Annotated in this window: 18 protein-coding genes and 1 other RNA gene; 5 read left to right on the plus strand and 14 right to left on the minus strand. The window is 38.1% G+C overall.

Annotated elements, in window-relative coordinates; all coding sequences use genetic code 11:
- From B2V92_RS10390 to B2V92_RS10400, 3 genes are all read left to right on the plus strand, one after another.
- On the plus strand, window positions 1–652 hold a 652-nt coding region (locus tag B2V92_RS10390; protein ID WP_293307568.1), incomplete at its 5' end, for a hypothetical protein.
- A gap of 58 nt (window positions 653–710) precedes the next feature.
- Window positions 711–1505, plus strand: coding sequence for a hypothetical protein (locus B2V92_RS10395; protein WP_293307570.1), 795 nt, complete (start codon window positions 711–713; stop codon window positions 1503–1505).
- Window positions 1506–1596: 91 nt separating this feature from the next.
- Window positions 1597–1878 (plus strand): helix-turn-helix domain-containing protein, encoded by a 282-nt coding sequence (locus B2V92_RS10400; RefSeq protein WP_293307572.1) that lies wholly within the window; start codon window positions 1597–1599, stop codon window positions 1876–1878.
- A gap of 331 nt (window positions 1879–2209) precedes the next feature.
- Here B2V92_RS10400 and B2V92_RS10405 read toward each other — a convergent pair whose 3' ends face one another.
- The 9 genes from B2V92_RS10405 to B2V92_RS10445 form a co-directional block, all read right to left on the minus strand.
- Window positions 2210–2530, minus strand: a complete 321-nt coding sequence (locus tag B2V92_RS10405) for a hypothetical protein (RefSeq protein WP_293307574.1) — start codon at window positions 2528–2530, stop codon at window positions 2210–2212.
- A 183-nt stretch (window positions 2531–2713) separates the two neighbouring features.
- The gene (locus B2V92_RS10410) at window positions 2714–3253 is read right to left on the minus strand and encodes an ORF6N domain-containing protein (protein WP_293307576.1); all 540 of its coding nucleotides are present in this window, start codon (window positions 3251–3253) and stop codon (window positions 2714–2716) included.
- 3 nt (window positions 3254–3256) lie between these two features.
- Window positions 3257–4513, minus strand: coding sequence for a site-specific integrase (locus B2V92_RS10415; protein WP_293307578.1), 1257 nt, complete (start codon window positions 4511–4513; stop codon window positions 3257–3259).
- A gap of 259 nt (window positions 4514–4772) precedes the next feature.
- Window positions 4773–5139, minus strand: a transfer-messenger RNA (tmRNA) gene (ssrA, locus tag B2V92_RS10420).
- A gap of 343 nt (window positions 5140–5482) precedes the next feature.
- On the minus strand, window positions 5483–6877 hold the full coding sequence (locus tag B2V92_RS10425; protein WP_293307580.1) for a hypothetical protein: 1395 nt from the start codon (window positions 6875–6877) through the stop codon (window positions 5483–5485).
- 45 nt (window positions 6878–6922) lie between these two features.
- Window positions 6923–8122 (minus strand): C1 family peptidase, encoded by a 1200-nt coding sequence (locus B2V92_RS10430; RefSeq protein WP_293307582.1) that lies wholly within the window; start codon window positions 8120–8122, stop codon window positions 6923–6925.
- Window positions 8119–8481 (minus strand): hypothetical protein, encoded by a 363-nt coding sequence (locus B2V92_RS10435; protein ID WP_293307584.1) that lies wholly within the window; start codon window positions 8479–8481, stop codon window positions 8119–8121. The genes B2V92_RS10430 and B2V92_RS10435 overlap by 4 nt, the downstream gene beginning before the upstream one ends.
- 154 nt (window positions 8482–8635) lie before the next feature.
- Window positions 8636–9835, minus strand: coding sequence for a pyridoxal phosphate-dependent aminotransferase (locus B2V92_RS10440; protein ID WP_293307586.1), 1200 nt, complete (start codon window positions 9833–9835; stop codon window positions 8636–8638).
- 62 nt (window positions 9836–9897) lie between these two features.
- Window positions 9898–10290 carry a DUF1573 domain-containing protein gene (locus tag B2V92_RS10445; protein ID WP_293307588.1) on the minus strand — a complete coding sequence of 131 codons (393 nt, stop codon included), beginning with the start codon at window positions 10288–10290 and terminating at the stop codon, window positions 9898–9900.
- A gap of 173 nt (window positions 10291–10463) precedes the next feature.
- On the opposite strand from B2V92_RS10445, the gene B2V92_RS10450 reads away from it, so the two are divergent.
- Window positions 10464–12884 (plus strand): alpha-ketoacid dehydrogenase subunit alpha/beta, encoded by a 2421-nt coding sequence (locus B2V92_RS10450; RefSeq protein ID WP_293307590.1) that lies wholly within the window; start codon window positions 10464–10466, stop codon window positions 12882–12884.
- 306 nt (window positions 12885–13190) lie between these two features.
- Window positions 13191–15476: a tetratricopeptide repeat-containing sensor histidine kinase gene (locus B2V92_RS10455; protein ID WP_293307592.1), complete on the plus strand. Its 2286-nt coding sequence runs from the start codon at window positions 13191–13193 to the stop codon at window positions 15474–15476.
- Window positions 15477–15639: 163 nt separating this feature from the next.
- Here B2V92_RS10455 and B2V92_RS10460 read toward each other — a convergent pair whose 3' ends face one another.
- The 5 genes from B2V92_RS10460 to B2V92_RS10480 all read right to left on the minus strand — a co-directional run bounded on the left by B2V92_RS10460 (window position 15640) and on the right by B2V92_RS10480 (window position 20972).
- Window positions 15640–16398 carry a LytR/AlgR family response regulator transcription factor gene (locus B2V92_RS10460; protein ID WP_293307594.1) on the minus strand — a complete coding sequence of 253 codons (759 nt, stop codon included), beginning with the start codon at window positions 16396–16398 and terminating at the stop codon, window positions 15640–15642.
- Between the two features lie 117 nt (window positions 16399–16515).
- Window positions 16516–17124: a DUF1684 domain-containing protein gene (locus tag B2V92_RS10465; protein WP_293307595.1), complete on the minus strand. Its 609-nt coding sequence runs from the start codon at window positions 17122–17124 to the stop codon at window positions 16516–16518.
- A 2-nt stretch (window positions 17125–17126) separates the two neighbouring features.
- A complete protein-coding gene (aroC, locus tag B2V92_RS10470; protein WP_293307597.1) occupies window positions 17127–18224 on the minus strand; it encodes a chorismate synthase in 1098 nt (365 codons plus the stop codon).
- Between the two features lie 168 nt (window positions 18225–18392).
- Entirely contained in the window at window positions 18393–19682 is a 1290-nt protein-coding gene (gene aroA / locus B2V92_RS10475; protein ID WP_293307599.1) for a 3-phosphoshikimate 1-carboxyvinyltransferase, read from the minus strand.
- 150 nt (window positions 19683–19832) lie between these two features.
- Window positions 19833–20972, minus strand: a complete 1140-nt coding sequence (locus B2V92_RS10480; RefSeq protein WP_293307601.1) for a chorismate mutase — start codon at window positions 20970–20972, stop codon at window positions 19833–19835.
- Between the last annotated feature and the right edge of the window lie 149 nt (window positions 20973–21121).

The raw sequence follows: 21121 nt of genomic DNA on the forward strand, positions 1-21121 counted from the left end.
CGGCGGTATAGCGGGTCAGGAGATGAACGTAAAGCTATCACTCACTAAAAATGCAGAAGGAATGACTGAACTGCTGGTACATCCGGTATACAAAAAATCCCAAGTACCAGAGATTATTACTGCTAAGGAGGCAGATGATCTAATAACAGGTCTCAAGGCTAATCTGATCAAAGAAACCAATCAAGATGGAAGGTATAAAAAGCTGATGGTCGAGTATGATTGGGATACCAGGGAATTTATAGTGACCGATACTTCAAGACTGCGTGTTCCAGAAATGGTCAATGGCATGGCACTTACCCCATATCAAAAAGAACGCTATGGAAACGGAAGACAGATCGAAATGCCGGACGGCACCACTTTTCAGTCGAGCAGTACCGCTCCTGAAGGCATCCGATCTAATAGGTTGGCACTTGTTGTTTCGCTTGTAATGGATGGCGGAATATCGTACATGCTTTTTACCGGGCTGAAGGCAATGGCTGGGGACAGGGGATTCTTTCCGCAGAAGGATGAACGTAATGAAAATTACCAAAGGGCACTCCAAATGGCAGCCGATTCCCAGTCCAAAACTAAGCTTGAAAATGAGAACCCAACTTCAGTGTCAAGCAAAAACGAATACTCGAGAGGTTATGGCAGATCAGGGCTTTCCAGGTAGGCAACAAGGGGTAATTACATATGAATCAATTAAATTTTAATCATTAATCTTTATAGTTATGAATGAGAATAATCTAGATTATCTTCAGAACACTCTGAAGTATTTGGGATTTGGAGAGTCACTTCATGAGAAACTCAAAGCGGCCATAGAAAAGGGTGCTACAGAGTTTTCATTGGAATTTAAGAATTTTCAGCCCATGCCCAATGCTAAGGATAAACCTGAGTTGAGTGATGCGATATCTTATGTGCTCGATTTTTCTAAAAGCAAGGAATCTGATCTGTATTTTTTTAATAAATATCAGGCTTCACTCCAGAAACCCGGGCAGGATGCTAAGCTTGAACAGACTTTTTATATCAATAAGGGCAAGGGGGTGACGGTGAAAGAGAGTTATAATTTGCTATCCGGACGTGCTGTAAATAAAGACGTGGTACTCAAAAGTGGAGAAAAGGCAAATTTATGGATGAAGTTGGACTTCTCGGATCATAGCCCTGAAAAAGGTTATAGTACTAATACATTTGGTGAAGCCTATGGTTTTAGTCTTACAGGAACGGTTGATAAGTTTCAGCTTATTGATATGGATAAGCAAGGTTTCAAAGATCAACTATTAAAAAGTTTGGAAAGAGGAAATCTGCATGAAGTTTCTTTTATGAAGAACGGAAAAGAAACAAATGGCTTTGTTACCGCAAATCCACAGTTTAAGACTTTAGACTTTTATGACATGGATCTCAAACAGGTCTACAGCAAATCAGTAGATAAGCATGGATTAGCGGAAAAAAGTGAGGTAGATAAAGTGCCTGAAGTGGTAGCCGAACAGGAGCAGGCTTCCAAGGAAAAAAAAGGAGTTACAAGATAATTTTTGTACGTAGTAGTGCAATTGTACAGGGGGCTTTTAGCCCCCTGCTTTGTAATACGTATATATTTTATGAAAAATAGACGAAAGGATTATGGGTTTAGAAATATTAACTAAAGAAGATCTAGTTGAGTTTGGAAATGGTTTGCTGGAAGAAATCAGAAAAATCGTCAAAATTGATTCACCTGCGAAGAAGAGGTTTTTGAAGGGGCATGATGTAAGGAAGGTTTTGGGTATATCTCAGGGGACCCTTCAAAATTTAAGAATTAATGGAACGCTTCCTTTTTCAAAAATTGGAAGTATTTACTATTACGATTCCAAAATAGTCGAGAATCTGCTCGACGGAAAAAACTTATTGGCAGAAAAAATGAAGTAATGGTATTAGGTATGATTAGAATCGGAAAAAATAAAAAGGTGCTGACTATTTTGGAGACTATCAGTTCGGATATTAACATTTCGATTACCGATACCGCTTTGTTGCACGCATTAATTAATTATTATATGCGGGCAAAACATGCGGATTGTTTCCAAGTTACACGTAGTGGCTTGATGAAAATTAGTAAAATTTCATCAACACGTACCTATCATAAATGTATTAAGAATTTAATTCAATTGGGATTTATCAACTATACACCATCGTATCATCCCACAAATGGAAGTAAGGTTTCGTGGAGAATTAAAGGAATTTGAAAAAGTTTAACTCAAGATTAAACTTGACTGCTCATTTTTCCAGCGTAGGTTTCAATTAAGCTGAGAATTTTTACTCCTGGAGGCAATTTTCGCAGTGTATGTTGCTGAAAGTTGAACTTTTCAATAAATACTGCTGTGTTATCGCGTACTTTGAGAAAGCCTTGTTCAAAATAGTATTCTGCCACATCGTTTGCAAAATCGCGGTTTCTGAGCCAGAGGCGAACAAACTCCCCGGTAATCTTTACATAATGTAGCCAATGGTGATTATTATCCTCGTCCTTAGAGAGTTCGATAATAACCATCGTATCATCTTCGAAGCAGGAATGTATTTTAATCATATAGGGATAGCGCACAAAAATACGATAAATATCGTTTGAAATGGATTGGTAGCTCCGGATTTTAAAATAATTTTCTCTAGCATATAGGAAGTGATTTTGGGAATCTTCTTATTACATAACTTAATTTACATGATATTTATGACTGCAGTGGTTCCAATTTGCGACCACTGCAGTTTAGGATATTTAAATCATATCTGGTTTGAATCCAATACGCTTTCTTGGTACCGGTTCGGACATTTGAGGAGCGATTAGCTCATCCAAGTATTTGAAAACAATTTCTAAGTTCTTATCCTGGTTGTCAAGACGGCTTTTAATCTTATCAATTTCTTGTTTAAAAACTACGTTTTGTGCAATCGTTGAACGGATTTTGATAAAAGTTCTGATGATTTCAATATTCACCAGAATAGCCCGTTCACTGCTCAAAACACTTGAAAGCATTGCAACTCCTTGTTCTGTAAATGCCATATTCCCATATTTTGAATATGTACCATGTCCTAAGGTGCCAAATTGGCGCCTTAGGATTTTCTGTTCATCATCGGTAAGTTCGAACATAAAATCACCAGGAAATCTTAAAAGGTTTCTTTTTACCTGCCGTTTCAATTGTTTGGTTTCAACTGTATATAGTTCGGCAAGATCTGAATCCAACATAACCTTGTGGTCTCGGAAATGATAGATTTTCGCAATGATGTTTTCTTCTACCAGCATTTTATTGATCTCTGTCATGGCTTATTTGGTAATGGTGTAACTGTATACAGTATTTTTGTTGAGAGGTTTTTCAGCTGCTAATTTTTCTTTGAGTTCTGCCATGTCCCTCCCCACTTTTACATCTAGGGTTTTGGCGTAGTGCTGGGTTGTTCTAATGTCTTTATGCCCGAGCATTTTACTGACTGTTTCTATCGGTACTCCGTTCTGAAGAGTAATTGTTGTGGCAAAAGTATGCCGTGCAATGTGATAGGAGAGTGGTATTTTTATGTTGCATATATCTGCGATCTCTTTCAGGTATGCGTTCATTTTTTGGTTAGAGCTAACCGGGAAGGCCTTGTCTTGATCAAAGCACACAGGATGATTTTCATATTTACTGAGCAAAGCCTTGGCTTTTGGCAATAATGGTAACCGGGTTGGTGTGCCGGTTTTTTGCCTATTGATATTTATCCATTTCTCATTCCCATTCCTATCAATGATTTCGGATCTTTTTAATTGGTAGATGTCGATGTAGGCAAGTCCTGTGTAACAACTGAACAAAAAAATGTCCCTTACCCGATTTAAACGTTCATTATTAAATTCCTTGTTCTCTAAAGAGGAAACTTGTTCTTCAGAAAGGCAGGGCCGTTCGGTTAATTTGATTTTGGCTTTAAAATTGGCGAAAGGATCTCGCGTGAGCCATCCATTAGCGAGACAGCGTTTAATTACTTTCTTTAAGTTTTTGATATATTTTACAGCGGAGTTGTTGTTACATTTCCTTGTTGTCCTAAGGAAAAATTCATAATCGTTTATAAATTGATGATCAATTTTTCTGATATCGATGTCCTGAATTTTATATTTTTCTCGTAAATATTGCTTTAAATGTCTGAGCGCAGTTTGGTACCGCAAAAGGGTCATCGGTGCGAATTCAATACCAACAAGTTCAGCCATTTCTTTGTTGTGCGATTCAAAGACTTCAGTGAGTTTCCTTACTTTTCTACCTTTTCCCAAAAAGTCATCTGCTAAACTTTTAGCTGTTACTTCTTCCCCTAACATAATCAGGTTCCTGTGTGATTCATGAACTTTTGATTCTAACTGTCTTAGATAGAGGTTGATCGTTTTTGCCTGACTGGAATTTCCTGCTAATTTTCCGTCGAACCAATTCGTATCGTTACATTGCTTGCCTGTCGCAAGATCGACACGTTTTTTTTCAATTGTAATCCTCATGTAGATGGAGGAAGTACCCGGTTGATCTGTTTTTCCTTTCTTCAGAAAGAAAAGTAAACTGAAATTTCTTTTCATAAAAGTAATCTTAAAAGGTGAATAAAGTTAAGATTGCAGTCAAAAAAAGTCAAGATGTGTACGAGGTAAACTAGTTGATTAACAGATTGTTAACCCCTAAAGCGGTGAGTCGAAAAATTCAAAAGTCTGACTCACCGCTTGACTCACCTCGCATATGCGTTATTTGGTCAAAAAAGCCACTAAATACCAAAAAACAAAAGCCTGCAAATCGTTGATTTGCAGGCTTTTAGTGTTTTTCAGTGATTTCTGATACTGATTCCAGTGGAGCCGAAGGGAGTCGAACCCTTGTCCAGTTGTGAGATAAATTATACCTTCTACATGCTTATTTTTCAATTGATTTTCGGGGAATAAACGGGCTGAAAACCGACCTTATTTATAACCTTAGATACTTTATCTCACTTTAAGTCGCATCTCCTTAAAGCCAGCTTTGTTGTTTCGATGCCCCATATTCTAACCCAACAATGCAGCAGTTAGAGGGACAAAAGCTAAGCTAGTTCTAAACTAGGCAGCTAAGGCGTAAGTATTTTCGCCAACTAAAATTTGATCGTTCACTTTAAGTGCTCTCCGAACAACGCACTGCATGCTAACATAACCTTCGCCACCCTGTCAAATCCAAGAACGGCCCCAGGTTTTTTGTTTAAAATTTTGTACGTGCATTTCACACACTTCCAAAAAATAACTCTTTGACAAAGATACAAATTAAAAGCCAGTTCATATATGAAATAGTAAAACATAACTATCTTATAATTATTCTATTACAATAAATCAATATTTTAGTCTCATAGTCTACATTAAGTTTTGTTATTTTCAATTGTGCTTTTTTAAGGTTTCTTTAATAATTATTTGAAGATAATGTTCTTTAATACGATTTATGTAAGAATCTTCGGACGAGCGATAATTACAGTTACACCAATGTGCTTTTACTTAATAATGATTTAAACCAGAATAATGTCTATTAGGCAGGGATAATTAATAGGTGAACCGCGCCATCGTAAACCAAAAATTTGTATTATCCATTGTCAAGTTTCCAATTTGATAACCTTTTGTTATTAGATCGGTAATGATTGAAACATCACTTCCCATAAAAGGAACGACCGTCCAGTGATTAATGCTTTTAGTTTTTGTCATAAAGCCGAAAAATTGACTGTTAACCACTTTGTAAGTATATAGATAATTGTAACCATCATTACTCTGATCCTTTATCCAATTCGTGATGCCATTATAATCATCTCTAAATGCCCATGTCCATTTATTCTCTTCGTTAAGCTTCTTGTCAAGAATGAAAAGTAAATCGCCAGATATGTTGTAGGGGATTATATTTTTAATCACATACCCTTTGTTAAGATATTCTTCAACATTTGTCTTATAGGCAGTAGTTTTATTTACAAAATCAGATTTGTTTAATACACAGAGTGATTGGGGATATTGGCCCGTTGAAAACTTGCAGAAAACCACAAACCATTTGTTGTTAACTTTCTCTATAAAATTAACGTTGTATCCTAAATCGAAATATTTTTTTATTGTTGAAGATTCGTAATTGTTATAGTTCCAAAATACTTGGTAATTTGTCACATTATCATCCTTTTTCCAATATATCCAATATTTGTTTTTATAATATGATATTGTGCGCGGAACAAATCCGCTGGATTTGGAATATTCTGTAATGTCCCACGGATTGACCTCAGATGTGTAAGATAATAACGATAGATTATTAATATCTGGGAATAAATTGGTGTAATTTTTATAATTTACAGGTGATGTTGGTGGGGGGATTATCCCTACCCCAGTTTTAACTGCAGCAATTCTTTTATCAAGCGAAGGATGGTCATAGTAGGTGTCTACTGATGGATGTTTCATTTCGTTCAACGCGTAGATGCAATCTGCTAATGTCCCTCTATTTTGAGCAACAATTGAAGCTGCATATTTGTCAGCATCTAATTCAAGTTCTCTTTTAGCTTCTAATGTTAAACGAAGGTTACTTCCAAAATGATTGAGTTTATGATGTGCAAATTCATGGGCAATTACAAACATGTGCGAAAAATAACGGTTATCTAAATTTTGTAAAGCAGATGTGTTTATTAAAATATATCTTTTTTTTGTAACTGGTTCTAAATATGCAATAGCAGAACTTTTAATTTTGTTACACTCAATGATTTCAACATTATAATCCTTAAAATTTAGAGACTCATAGATATCTGCCAAATTCCTTTTGGATTGGTCGTATGTCATAGCCCATTGATTGCTGTTAAGTTTGATACAAATATCTTCTATATCTGGATCATATTCAGCTTTTAAGCTCCAAAGCTGTGCAACTGATGTTAAATATGATAATAAGAATGTTATCGATAGTAGATGTTTTTTCATGACTTATTTGTTACCCTAGTTATAGTACGAAGAAAATTTCCTTTTTTATTTTAATATGATTTCATATCTGGTTTTGGCGTCATTAAGAAACTTTTTGATAAAGATCCTAAAGTTTGAATCTTTTGAAATTGTAAGTATCCCACTGCCGGCACCAATTCCTATTCTTGTAATATTACTTTTGTCAACAAAAACAGTTTTAGATGCAATACTGTAGTTAATTGTGGATGCTCCCGAAATTTGAAGCATTTTTTTTGAGGATATTGCTGTTCTTCTGTCTATACTAAAAACTTCAGTTTTACCATTTATCGTAAGATACACTTCTTCGTAAATTTGATCGTCGGCTAGGTTATCTGTAATTCCTATTTGATAATCTCCTCCCTGATCTTTAGGTTGTGCATCATTGTTCACCTCTGCATCAATCCACATGGAAGCAATTCCGATTCCGTTGCTTTCATAACGAATCCAACCATAACCTTGATCACCCCAGTTGGTACCCCAAGAATTTTTTATTAACCATGAACCCTTGTCATCATCCCATCCAATAATTGTCACTGCATGATTGGGAGCTTGTAATCCAGTATACTCATTATAAATTGTATTCCCAGTAAATCTTTGAAAATTTAAAGTAGCCGTCATAGCAGTTACAATTGATCCGTGCCTTGCAATTGCTCGTTTTATCTGCAGAACTGTGGGGATGTAATTCCAGCCTTTGGTCGGATCAACAAAATTCCAAGCAACGGCCTTATACTTTCCCTGTGGATTGACACAATATTGTTGCGTACCAATATATGGCAGAGCTTGTTCACTTGCTACTGTATTTCGGTCTTCAACCCACCATTTCATCAAAGATCCAGGAAATCCGCCACCACAATTTCCTGCTCTAGAGCAATCTAGTGCATTTTGTTCAGACAAGTCGATTTGAATTCTGTTATTTCGAAATGAGTATGCCGATTCGTATGATGCAATCGTAGAAAATACCCAGCAGCTTCCACATTGTCTTTGATCTTTTATAGGTGTTACATATCCAAGTTTACGCAAATCAACGGCGCGTGCATTGGGATCGATGTTACCATTTTCGGGTATAGGATTATCATCATAAACAATATACTCACTTCCAAAAAAAGCACCGTGAGACAACATTATTTGTTGTTCTTCAGCAGCTGTTGGAGGAATAAAACCTTTTGATTGAGAAAATATAGACGACCAAGATAAGGTAATGGCGATGAGAAAGTATAGCTTTTTCATTTGAGAACGATTGTTTTGTATATTTTAACTGCATTAATTGTGTCCGTTAACGGGTCAAAAGGACGTAAGCTGTAAAATATTAGATGAAATACGCCTTTTTTTGATTTTGATCTCAGTTTAAATTTCTCAAGATCTGTTGAGATCTTTGGATTTGGGTTGCTACTAGAAGTATGTTCAGCAACAGCAAATTTACTGGTATCAATCAAAGACCATTGATATCCTTGCCCCAAGTTTGATGGAAGTTCTAATTCAATAATCTCTTGAGGAGATGAAATAATTGCATCTTTAGGAATTTTGATTGTACGACAAGCAGAAAACCATATGGCAATAATTAATAGTACGCGTAAATAATTTATCATAATGAGAGCGAATGATAATACTATTGACTGATAAACAAGTAATTACTTTAAATATATGGAAAGTTTTTATATTTTTTTTGAAAAAAATATAAAAAAAAGAAAACCCTTATCGCACTGAAATTAGCAATAAGGGTTTGAATAAAAATATTTGGAACTATATAGTTCTGCCTGGATATTGTTTCAACGCCACTTCCAAACAATCCATTGCTGCATTTAAATCGTCGGTATTTAAAACGTAAGCCATACGCACTTCATTTTTACCCGAACCTGCTGTAGAGTAGAACCCTGTTGCCGGTGCCATCATTACGGTTTGGTTTTCGTGGCTGAATTCTTCTAAAATCCACTGACAGAATTTATCGGCATCATCGATCGGGAATTTTGCAACCACGTAAAATGCACCACCCGGATTCGGGCAGAAAACACCATCAATATTGTTCAATCTGCCAACCAAAGTATCGCGGCGTAAAGTATATTCGGTATTTACTTTTTCGAAATAGCTATCGGGCGTATCTACAGCGGCCGCACCGGCAATCTGCTCAACCATGCCCGGACTTAACCTGGCCTGTGCAAATTTCAACCCTGATGCAATCACTTCTTTGTTTTTGGTAATCAAACAGCCCAAACGTGCACCGCAGGCGCTGTAACGCTTAGAAACTGTATCCATAATCACTACATTTTCGTCTAGTCCGTCTAAATGCATCGGCGAAATAAATTCCCTTCCATCATAACAGAATTCACGGTAAGCCTCATCCGAAAATAAAAACAGGTCGTATTTTACACAAAGTGTTTTTAAAGCTTCCAGTTCTTCCCTCGAATATAAATAACCGGTAGGATTATTGGGGTTACAGATAATAATAGCCTTTGTTTTTTCAGTAATCAGTTTTTCAAACTCGGCAATCGGAGGCAGGGCGAAACCATTTTCGATATACGAAAGGATTGGTTTAACCACCACATTGCTCATACAGGCAAAACCGTTGTAATTGGCATAAAAAGGCTCAGGGATAATAATTTCATCACCTTCGTTAACGCAGGTCTGCATGGCAATGGTAATCGCTTCAGAACCCCCAACGGTAACCAAAATATTTTCGGGTGTAATGTTGTAACCCAGTTTATTATAATATTCGGTAAGTTTTAAACGGTAGGCAAGTGTTCCCTCTGATGGTGTATAGGCCCAAACATTAAAATCAATGTTTTTGATGGCATTCAGCATCCCTTCGGGTGTTTCTATATCGGGCTGACCAATATTTAAGTGGTAAACTTTTTTACCATCTTTTTTTGCTTGATCGGCATAAGGAGTTAATTTTCTGATCGGCGATGCAGGCATCTGCACGCCTTTTTGTGAAATTTTTGGCATGGCACAAAAATAAAAAAGTCCCGATGAAAATCGGGACTTTTTAAATATTATCGGTTAAAAAATTACTTTGAAGCAGAAGCTACAGTTTCACCTTTAATATAAAGCACCTTGATCGGCGTTTTAGCGTTAGAAGTGATGGTAACAGCTTTAGAGAAAGTTGAAGGACCTGCAGCAGCATTAAAAGTTACAGAAATAACACCTGTTTCACCTTTTTTCAATGGGGTAGAAGTGTATTTTGGCACTGTACAGCCACAGCTAGCTTCAGCTTTGCTGATAATTAACGGCTCTTCGCCAACGTTTGTGTATTTGAAATCGAAAGTTACCGGTTTGTTCAAAACAATTTTACCGAAATCATGCGTTTCAGTTTCGAATTTAAATTCAGCAGGTTTAGACTGAGCATTTGCAGCGATACCGAAACCTAATACAAAAGCGAATAATACTAAGATCTTTTTCATGTTATTTGGGTGTAATTTATTTTTTAAAATATCTAAAACAAATTTAATGTTTTCAATGTAAAACAAAAACTATTCCAAATATTATTTTCTTATTCCATATATAATTTTACAATCGAGGATAAAGGCAAACTTTTAATTTTGTATATATTTGCCGCAACCAATCTTTGATTACTATGCCGAATGAAAAATTGATGACCAACGCTATTAATGCTTCCGAACTGAGTTTTGACGATTTTAAATCGATCGTTATAAACGACTACAAAATAGCCTGTGAGAGTAGGCAGGCCAGTATTTTAGGCCGTAGGGAAGTGTTAACGGGGAAGGCCAAATTTGGTATTTTTGGCGATGGTAAAGAGGTACCGCAGATAGCCATGGCCAAGGCTTTTAAGAACGGCGACTGGCGTTCGGGCTACTACCGTGATCAGACTTTTGCCTTTGCAACAGGCATTTCTACCATAAAAGAATTTTTTGCACAGCTTTATGCAAACCCAACCGAAGGGGCAGATCCTTTTTCGGGCGGGAGGCAGATGAACTGCCATTTTGCAACAAAATCGGTTAACGAAGATGGCAGCTGGAACGATCTTACGCAGATTAAAAACTGCTCTTCTGATATTTCGCCAACAGGTGGGCAGATGGCCCGTTTGGTTGGGTTAGCTTATGCCTCTAAATTATTCAGGGAAAACAGGGAGCTTGATTATTTAAAACATTTTTCGGTTAACGGAAACGAGGTGGCATTTGGTACCATTGGCAATGCTTCAACATCAGAAGGAGTGTTTTTCGAAGCCATTAATGCTGCAGGTGTGTTACAGATCCCGATGGCGATTTCCATCTGGGATGATGCCTATGGAATTTCCGTTCCAGCAAAATATCAGACAACCAAAGAAGATATTTCAGAAGTTTTAAAGGGATTCCAGCGCGAACCAGAAAAACCGGGTTACGAAATTTATAAAGTAAACGGTTGGGATTATCCCGCTTTATGCGAGGTTTACGAAAAAGCGATCAATGTGTGCCGTGATGAGCATGTTCCGGTGCTGATCCATGTTACCGAACTTACACAGCCACAAGGGCATTCAACTTCGGGTTCGCACGAAAGGTATAAATCGAAAGAACGCCTTAATTGGGAAACTGAGCACGATTGTATCGTGAAAATGCGTGCGTGGATGCTCGATTCGGCTGTTGCCACAGAAGAGGAAATTGCCGAAATTGAAAAAAATGCTAAAATTTTTGTTCGTAATGCACAGAAAGAAGCCTGGGATGAATTTTTGGAGAGCATTAAACCGGAACAGAAACAGGCTATAGATTTAATAAATGCTGTTGCAAAAGAGCAGCCTGAGCTGGCAAAAATTGCAGCTAACCTGGCCTCAACTACCGATGCGCAACGCAGGGAGGTTTTTACCGCGGTGCGTAAAGCCATCCGTGTTTCAGCAGGCAATAATTCGGCCGAACGCAGCGAACTGTTAAAGTGGTACAAGGAACAGGGCGTTCTGAATCACGATAGATATAATTCTAAACTGCATACCGATGGAAAGGAAAGTCCTGCAAATATTCCTGTAATTGCTGCAGCTTACGACGATCTTTCTAAAATGGTTGATGGCAGGGAGGTCCTAAACGCTTGTTTTAACGAAAACTTTGCCCGCGACCAGCGTTTGGTGGCTTTTGGTGAAGATTTAGGGAATATTGGCGACGTTAATCAGGGTTTTGCCGGTTTACAGGCCAAATACGGCGAATTAAGGATTACCGATACCGGAATCAGGGAAATGACGATTATGGGGCAGGGGATTGGTTTAGCCTTACGCGGTTTAAAACCGATCGCAGAGATACAGTATCTTGATTACCTGATTTTTGCGCTCAATGTGCTTAGTGATGACCTTGCTTCGCTTGCTTACCGTACCAAAGGGATCCAGAAAGCACCGGTGATTGTGCGTACACGCGGCCACCGCTTAGAAGGGATCTGGCATTCGGGTTCTCCTATCAGCATGTTGTTGGGATCGTTAAGAGGCATGCACTTATGTGTACCACGTAACATGACACAGGCGGCAGGCATGTACAATACGCTTTTTAGGGCAGACGAACCCGCTGTTGTAATCGAATGCCTGAACGGTTACCGTTTGAAAGAAAAATTACCTGTTAATGTTGGCGATTTTACTGTTCCTTTAGGAAAAGCAGAAGTTTTGGAAGAGGGAACCGATATTACCGTGGTTTCTTATGGATCATCTTTAAGGGTTGTTCAGGAAGCAGCAGAAGAGTTGGCGCTTTTGGGTATTTCTGTTGAGATTATTGATCCACAAACACTTTTACCTTTTGATATTGATCAGATCTGTGTGAATTCGCTTTCCAAAACCAATAAACTGTTGGTTGTTGATGAAGATGTACCAGGAGGAGCTTCGGCCTATATTCTGCAAAAAGTATTGGAAGACCAAAAAGGATATTTCCATTTAGATGGACAGCCTAAAACATTATCTGCTAAGGCACACCGTCCGCCCTTTGGTTCGGATGGCGATTATTTCAGTAAACCATCGGTTGATGATGTAATTGAAACCGTTTATCAGATGATGCATGATGCTAATCCGGCTAAATATCCGGCACTTTTTTAATAATTTAAAATATATTTGAATTTAATAGAAAGGTTTAAGTGCTTACTTTATAGGTGCTTAAACCTTTTTTTGTTTAAAACAAATAAATAAATTACTTTTTTACGTATTAGGTAATAATCCGGTTACTTAGTAATGGAATTTTTATATACTTTTATATATCCAAACAATATTTTTTATTCCAGTATGTTTTATATCATCACCTCTGTGAAACACTGTAATTTTCAAGCTTTTTTGTATACCGTTTCCAATAAAATTAACGACTAGATTTTTTATAGGACGATGGTGTGCTGCTTTGTTAATAGACAGATGAATACCTGTGCCTTATTTAAAATGGGCGCTACATTTTTGTTGTTTCTATTTTTTGGAATAACTGTTTCTGCGCAAATTAATGCACCCCAAAAGAAACTCGATAGTTTGTTAACGGTTAACCAGAAGAACCAGAAAACAGATTCGACCAAGATTAAAATATTGACGGAAGTTTACCGCCAGTACATGAGGATGAAAAATGTGGACAAGGCAGAAGAATACCTGGATAAAACGATACAGCTTTCGCACGAAAAAAACCTCAAAAAGTTTTCTGCAATGGCTTATTACCGCAGGGCTTTAATGTACCACGGCCGATCGAACTATCAAAAGGCAGAAGAAAACTATTTAATCGCAGTAACCGAATTTTCTTCGATAGGCAACCTTGATATGGAGGCTGGTACCTACCTCAATCTCGGTGCGCTTTATGGCAATATTCCTGATTATATAAAGTCGCTTGAAGTTAACCAAAAAGCCATCTCAATTTACGAAAAAATGGGCAACGAAACCGATATGGCGAGTTGTTATACCAATATTTCAAGCATTTATCAGCGTTTAGGAAACCAAAGCCAGGCACTGGTGTATCTGAAAATGGCTTTAAAGGTGTTTGCAAAAGAAGGCGAAAATGCCAGGGGGGTAGCTGTTGTTTATGGCCTGATCGGAAATAATTATTTTGAAGCGTCAGATAGCGAACTGATGCAGATGAATGTACTGCCCGGTCAGAAAATTAAACTGGCTTTAGAATATTACAACAAATCGTTAAAGGTTGCAGAAGCGATTAAAGATGTTGGGATTATAGCCACCACAAAGCGTGATCTGGCCGATCTGTACAGCTCGATCGGACAAAAAGATGCAGCACTTAAATCTTACCAAAAATCGATCGAATTAAGCAAAAATGGCGATGATAAGGAGGCTTATGCTTCTACTTTATATGCATTGGGCAATTTTTATCAACGGGAAAATGATTTCGAAAATGCCATTTCCCTTTTGGGCAGCAGTTTAAAAATAGCTGAGGAGAATAGATTTTTAGAAACGGAAAAGGATGCCAGCTTAGGCCTGAGTACGGTTTACGAAAAGCAAAAGGATTACAATAAATCGCTGGCCTATTACCGGCAATATATAAAGGTAAGGGATCAGATTTTTAACGAGGATAAGGAAAAAGAAATCACCAGAAGGCAGATGCAGCTCGATTTTAATGTGAAAGAGCGCGATTATTTGTTAAAACAGAAACTTACTGAAGGGGAACTCAAAAGGCAGCAGCAGGAACTTACCCTTAAAAGGCAGCAATTGGCACTTACGGCCAAAGAAAAAGCACTGGATCTGTTAACGTTTCAGAAAGCCAAGGCAGATCTTGATATCCAGCGTTTGGCACAGGAGGGTAAATTCGCAAGAGCTAAATACCAGGCACAGCTGGCTGCAAGTATAAAAGATAAGCAGATCAGCAGGCAGGACCAACAGATTAAATTTGACGGTCGTATCAAAATATTTTTAAGCATTGCAACCGTTTTAATCCTGATTATCGCAGTAGTAATTTTTTTAAACCAACGGAAAACAACCAGACTGAACAAAATTATCAATAACCAAAAAAGGGAATTAGAGCAATTAAGTAAGGTTAAAGACCGTATTTTTAGCGTGGTAAGCCACGATATGCGTACGCCTGTAAATTCGTTGATTTCGTTTATGCAGCTATTGGAGGGAGGGAACATTGAGCAGGAGAAATTGAACCGTTATGCTGCATCTTTGAAAAATAACCTCACTTATACTTCTACCATGATGGAAAACCTGCTCAATTGGGCTGCCAGCCAGATGCAGGGTTTTAATCCTTATTTAGAAAATCTGGATATAGAGCACTTAACCACAGAAGTAATCCATTCCCTGCAGGACAATGCAGATCAAAAACAGATTAATCTTCAAAACCTGATTTCAAGTGGTACGTTTTGTAAGGCTGACGAGAATATGTTAAGTCTGGTAATCAGGAACCTGATCAGTAATGCCATTAAATTTACACCTGTTGGCGGCGCCATAGAAATTAACGCGGCAAGCCTGGCTAATCGGTTGGAAATCAAAATTTCTGATACTGGTGTCGGTTTAACCGAGGTTCAATTAAACCATTTTAATAAACCTGGTTATCTTGGTGCCGGGGTAAGTACTTTGGGAACCAACAAAGAAAAAGGAACAGGATTGGGTTTATTGCTCTGCAGAACTTTTATAGGTTTAATGGCTGGCGAAATCAAGGCCAGCACTAATCCTGGTGGAGGAAGTTGTTTTACCATTACTTTGAGTAAGTAGTAATCACATATAACTTCTCTCTAAGTTATCGTCATTTCGACCGAGTGCAATGACGTGGAGAAATCTATTGAGATAGCTATCTAAACACATTTACTGCAAAAATGCCTCCGAATTACAAAAAGATGTTTTACTTCTTTCAGAATGACAAACGAGGCAGTTATAATTATTTCATAAACCTCGAAAGAATTTTTTTATCGATCGATTTTTCCAGTAGTTCCTGTCTGTTGGATGCACTGATCGGAACAATGAAATTATGCGTTAAATGTACCTCGTGATTGGTTAAGGTAGTAATGTGGTTGATATTAATGATATACTGTTTATGTACCCTCGAAAAAATTTTTGATGGCAATTGTTTTTCCAGGTTTTTAAGACCAACCAGTACAATATGTTTATCGTTTCGGGTAAACAATTTAGAAAAATCGCCCATACTTTCAATGTAGATTACATCATCATATTTTAACTTGGTGATTCCTTTGGTTTCCCTAAAAAAGAAATGATCATCGCCATCTTCATTCACCGAATTATCTGCCTGTTGTTGCGGCTCTTTTCTTACCAGTTTCTTTAATTCGAGGTATTCGATTGCCTTATTTGTTGCTTTGAAAATCCTTTCGAAAGTAGCTGGTTTAACAATAAAATCTAAGGCATCGAGATTAAAACCCTCAGCTGCATACTCTGTAAATGAAGTAATAAAAATAAAAAGAGGTTGTTTCTTCAGGCTTTTTAAAAGTTCCATACCCGAAAGTTCAGGCATATCGATATCTGAGTAAACAATATCTACCGGTGTTGTGGATAAGATCTGTGAAGCCTCTATACCATTACTACATATTGCCAGAATATTTAACGAAGGTATTTTTCGGAGATGCATTTCAATGGCATCTCTTTCAATTTCGTTATCATCAATAATTATGCAGCTATACATCATTTAGGGAAGGGATTTTAAAGAGAACAGGGGATTTTAATTAATGTTTGTAATTTAATTAAAATGTATTATTAAAGCAGAATTAAGTCAACACTTTTTTTGAAAAATGTAGTCTAAATTCTACTTTTGGTGTTTCTTCTTGCCTGTATATGCTTTTTCGCCGGCTTTTACAGCCAATTGCAAGTCGTTTTCTTCTGGGGGTACCGGGCAACGGTAACCGTCGCTGTAAGCACAATAAGGATTATAAGCTTTGTTAAAATCGATTTCTATGCGGTTATCATTGATTTCTTTCGTATCCAGATCGATGTAACGGCCGCCTCCATAAGTTTCCTTATTATTGGTTTCGTCTGTAAAGGGTAAAAAGAGGTGGTCTTTATATACGGGGTTGGTTGATAGTGCAACACTCCTGTATAAAGTCATCTGGATTGCTTTACCGCCCAAACTGAAATTGATGTGGGCATAGCGGTAATAATCGCTGCTGCTGCCGTCGAAAGTCGGCATTTTGAAAACCTTTTCATTTTTTAATAATTCTACCGCCGCTAAAACTTTATAAGTACTGTCCACATCATAAAAATGAAGATTTTGCAAATCGCTTTTCTTTAAAGGTGAGTTACTATCTTTAATAAAATCTTCTTTATAGGCTTCACGGTGTTTTGCAATCTGCTTCTGATAGCTTTGTGCAAAGCCATTAATACTGATGAACAAGAATAGAAAAGTAATGATTTTCATATTTAAATTACGCTTGCTTTGTTTCTTAAAAACTGATCAGCCAAAACCAATGCAGCCATGGCTTCAACAATTACAACCGCTCTCGGCACTACACATGGATCGTGCCTGCCTTTTCCTTTAATCTCTGCAGCTTCGCCGGCAGCATTAATGGTCTGCTGGTTGTGCATAATGGTAGCAACGGGTTTAAAAGCTACTTTAAAAGTAATATCCATTCCGTTAGAAATGCCGCCTAAAATACCACCTGCATAATTGGTGGTGGTTTTAAATACTTTCGAATCGGCAGCCTTTGGTTGAGGAACATCGTTATGCTGCGATCCACGTAATTCGCTTCCCGCAAAGCCCGAACCATACTCGAAACCATGAACAGCATTGATACTTAACATGGCCTTGCCTAAATCGGCATGTAATTTATCGAAAACAGGTTCGCCTAAACCAGCTGGACAACCTTTTATTACGCAACCGATTTTACCGCCAACGGTATCACCATCTTTTCTAACCGAATCAATAAATTCGATCATTTCGTGTGCTGTTGCAGGATCTGCACAGCGTACAATGTTTTCTTCCCTGATATTTAACAGTGCTGATAAATCGTTGCTTTCTAAGTTAGGCGCTTCGATGGTGCCTACCGATGTTACATGTGCAAAAATTTCGATGCCCTGTTGTTTTAAAAACAGTTTGGCAATGGCACCTGCAGCTACACGTGCAGCGGTTTCGCGTGCCGAAGAACGTCCACCACCTCGGTGATCGCGGATACCGTATTTTGCATCGTAAACATAATCGGCATGACTGGGGCGGTAAACATCAACATTATGTCCGTAATCTTTCGAACGCTGATCTTCATTCGGGATTAAAAGCGCAATTGGGGTGCCAGTACTTTTTCCTTCAAAAATGCCCGACAAAACCTGAACAGTATCACTTTCTTTTCTTTGCGTGGTAATTTTGGATTGACCCGGTTTGCGCTTATCAAGCTCAGATTGGATAAAATCCATATCGATATCCAATTGTGCCGGACAGCCATCAATAATTACCCCAATGGCTACGCCATGAGATTCGCCAAAAGTTGTGATGCGGAATAGTTGTCCGAATGAGTTGCCTGCCATATATATTAGATGTGAGAAGCTAGATATGGGATTTGAGAAGTACCCAATTCATATCTAAACTTCAGTTTTTTAATTTAAATTATTTTATACTAGATACTAGAATTGATATATTTGATTTGAGAATTTCACCTCTCTAGTACCTCAATCTCACGTCTTATATCTAGTATCTCAAATCTCCTGTACCCCGAATCCCGCTTTTTTCAGGTCTTCCCAGTAAAAAGGATAAGATTTTTCTACTACCTGCATTTCTTCAATTTCAACTTCGTTAATCAATAGTGCAAGTGGAGCAAAAGCCATAGCCATACGGTGGTCCTCGTAAGTTGCGATGGTAATTTTCTCCGGAAAGTGAAGATTATCGGTATTTAAGGTGTAAATAAGGTTATTTTCAGTTAAGGTAACCCCGATTTTTGCCAACTCGTTCTGAAGAGCTGCAATACGGTCGGTTTCTTTGATTTTTAGCGTTTCTAAACCTGTAAAAGCCATGTTTTTGCCTAAAGCTGCCGCAATAACCACAATTGTCTGTGCTAAATCAGGGCAGGTTTTTAAGTCTAAAACTTCTTTTGTATCCAAGGTAAGTCCAAGGTTGCTAATCGCAATACCTTTATCGGTTTTACTGGTGGCGATACCAAAAATCTTCATGATATTTTTGATCTGGCTATCACCCTGTAAACTTTTCTCTTTTAAAGCGGGTAAACCGATTTCTGCTTCATCAGCCAGGGCTGCAATGCTGTACCAGTAAGAAGCTGCACTCCAATCAGGCTCAACAACCAAAGTACCCTGCTTAAAGGCCTGTGGTTTAATCGAAATCGAATTTCCATTCCAACTGTGCTCAATACCAACTTCTGCAAGCATATCCAGTGTCATGTCAACATATGGCTTAGAGGTAAGTTCACCTTCAATTTCTAAGGTTAAACCCTGCGGTAGGATAGGGGCAATCATCAGTAAGGCTGAAATATACTGACTGCTGATATCGCCTTTAATCTTTACCTCGGCCGTTTTCTGATCCAGTGGGCCAACAATATTCAATGGAGGGAAACCTTCTGCCTCAGCATACGAAATATCTGCTCCGATTGTTTTTAAAGCTTCGGCCAAAATCCCGATAGGACGTTGTTTCATCCGTTCGGTTCCGGTTAACAGGAAATTTCCGTTTTTAGCAGAAAGATAGGCAGAAAGAAAACGCATCGCTGTACCCGCCGGGCCAACATCAACCAGTTCGGAGTTTGCAGTTTTCAGTTTGGAATCTCCTCCCAACTCATTACCCTCAACCCCCAACTTATTTAGGATACCATTTAATGTTACCGTATCGGCTGCATTGGATAGATTTTCTACTTTAACCAGTTTCTTGCTTAAAGCGCTAATAATTAAGGCCCTGTTGCATTCGCTTTTCGAGCCCGTTAACTGGATTTCCGTATTAATATTCTTGGTTCCTTTAAAAGAAACTAAGGCATTTTTCGACATTTTATTCTGTTTTATTCTTAAATGTAGGTGTCAGGTGGAAACACCTGACACCACATTATATATTATTAATTGTCATATTCCTTCGACATGCTCAGGATGACACTGCTGTTAGACATTGCTTTTAGCTTTAGTCTTTCAGCTTTAAGCTATCTATGCTTTAACCTCGTTATGTTGCTCTGCAGCAATGCCCTGTTCAGCTTTGCCGGCATTCATAATTTCGGTTTGTTTGCGGATTGATTCGCCGTGCACCAATTCTAAGAATTTTTCGGTAAAGTTTAGGTCTAATTTTAAAGCTTTTGCAAAAGCCTGACCTTTCTGGATGATTGCATCCCAACGGTTAACCTGTAAAATAGTTACCTGGTTATCGCGTTTAAATTCGCCGATTTTTGCAACGATGGCCATACGCTCACCTAATTTTTGCAATAAGATGTCGTCAATTTTATCAATTGATTTACGTAATTCAGCTAATTTGTCAGCAGAAGCTTCGTTTGCTACCTCTGGTTCGCGAACAGTTAAGCGGTCAACCAATTCTGATAAAGCAGCAGGGGTAACTTGTTGTTTAGCATCTGTCCATGCAACTGAAGGATCTACGTGCGATTCGATCATCAATCCCTGCATATCCAAATCCAATGCTTTTTGAGAAATGTAAGGGATCAGTTCGCGGTTACCGCAGATGTGGCTTGGATCGTTGATGATCGGTAAATCAGGGCAAAGTGTTTTTAACTGGATAGCAAGTTCCCACATTGGTTCGTTACGGAAAGAACTTTTCTCGAATGAAGAGAAACCACGGTGGATGGCGCCGATTTTAGTGATACCTGCACCGTTGATACGCTCGATGGCACCGATCCATAACTGTAAATCAGGGTTAACCGGGTTTTTGATCAACACAGGAACATCATGGCCTTTTAAAGCATCAGCAATTTCCTGAACAGTGAAAGGATTTACGGTAGAACGTGCACCGATCCAAAGGATATCTACACCAGCTGCCAAAGCCTCTTCAACGTGTTTTGCATTTGCAACCTCTACCGCTGTTGGTAAACCTGTTTCTGCTTTTGCGCGTTTTAACCACTCTAAACCAATACTTCCGATACCTTCGAATTCTCCCGGACGGGTACGTGGTTTCCAGATACCAGCTCTCAATACTGATACTTTACCGGTAGCAGCCAATAAATGTGCTGTAGTTAATAATTGCTCTTCAGTTTCTGCGCTACAAGGACCAGAAATGATTAATGGTTCGTTGTTTACGTTTAACCAGGTGTTTAAAGGTTGGATGTTCAAATTAAGTTTCATGATGATGGGGTGTTTAAAAAGTCCGTAATCCTTAGTCGGAAGTCCGGAGTTATATTTTAGTTTTTAAATTGTTTTTATTGTTGGGTTAATCGGTTAATTGCTCAGTTAGTTAACACAATTAACCAGTTAACCAATTTATACGATTAACC

This window comes from Pedobacter sp. UBA5917 (assembly GCF_002432345.1).
In the GTDB taxonomy this organism is placed as follows: domain Bacteria; phylum Bacteroidota; class Bacteroidia; order Sphingobacteriales; family Sphingobacteriaceae; genus Pedobacter.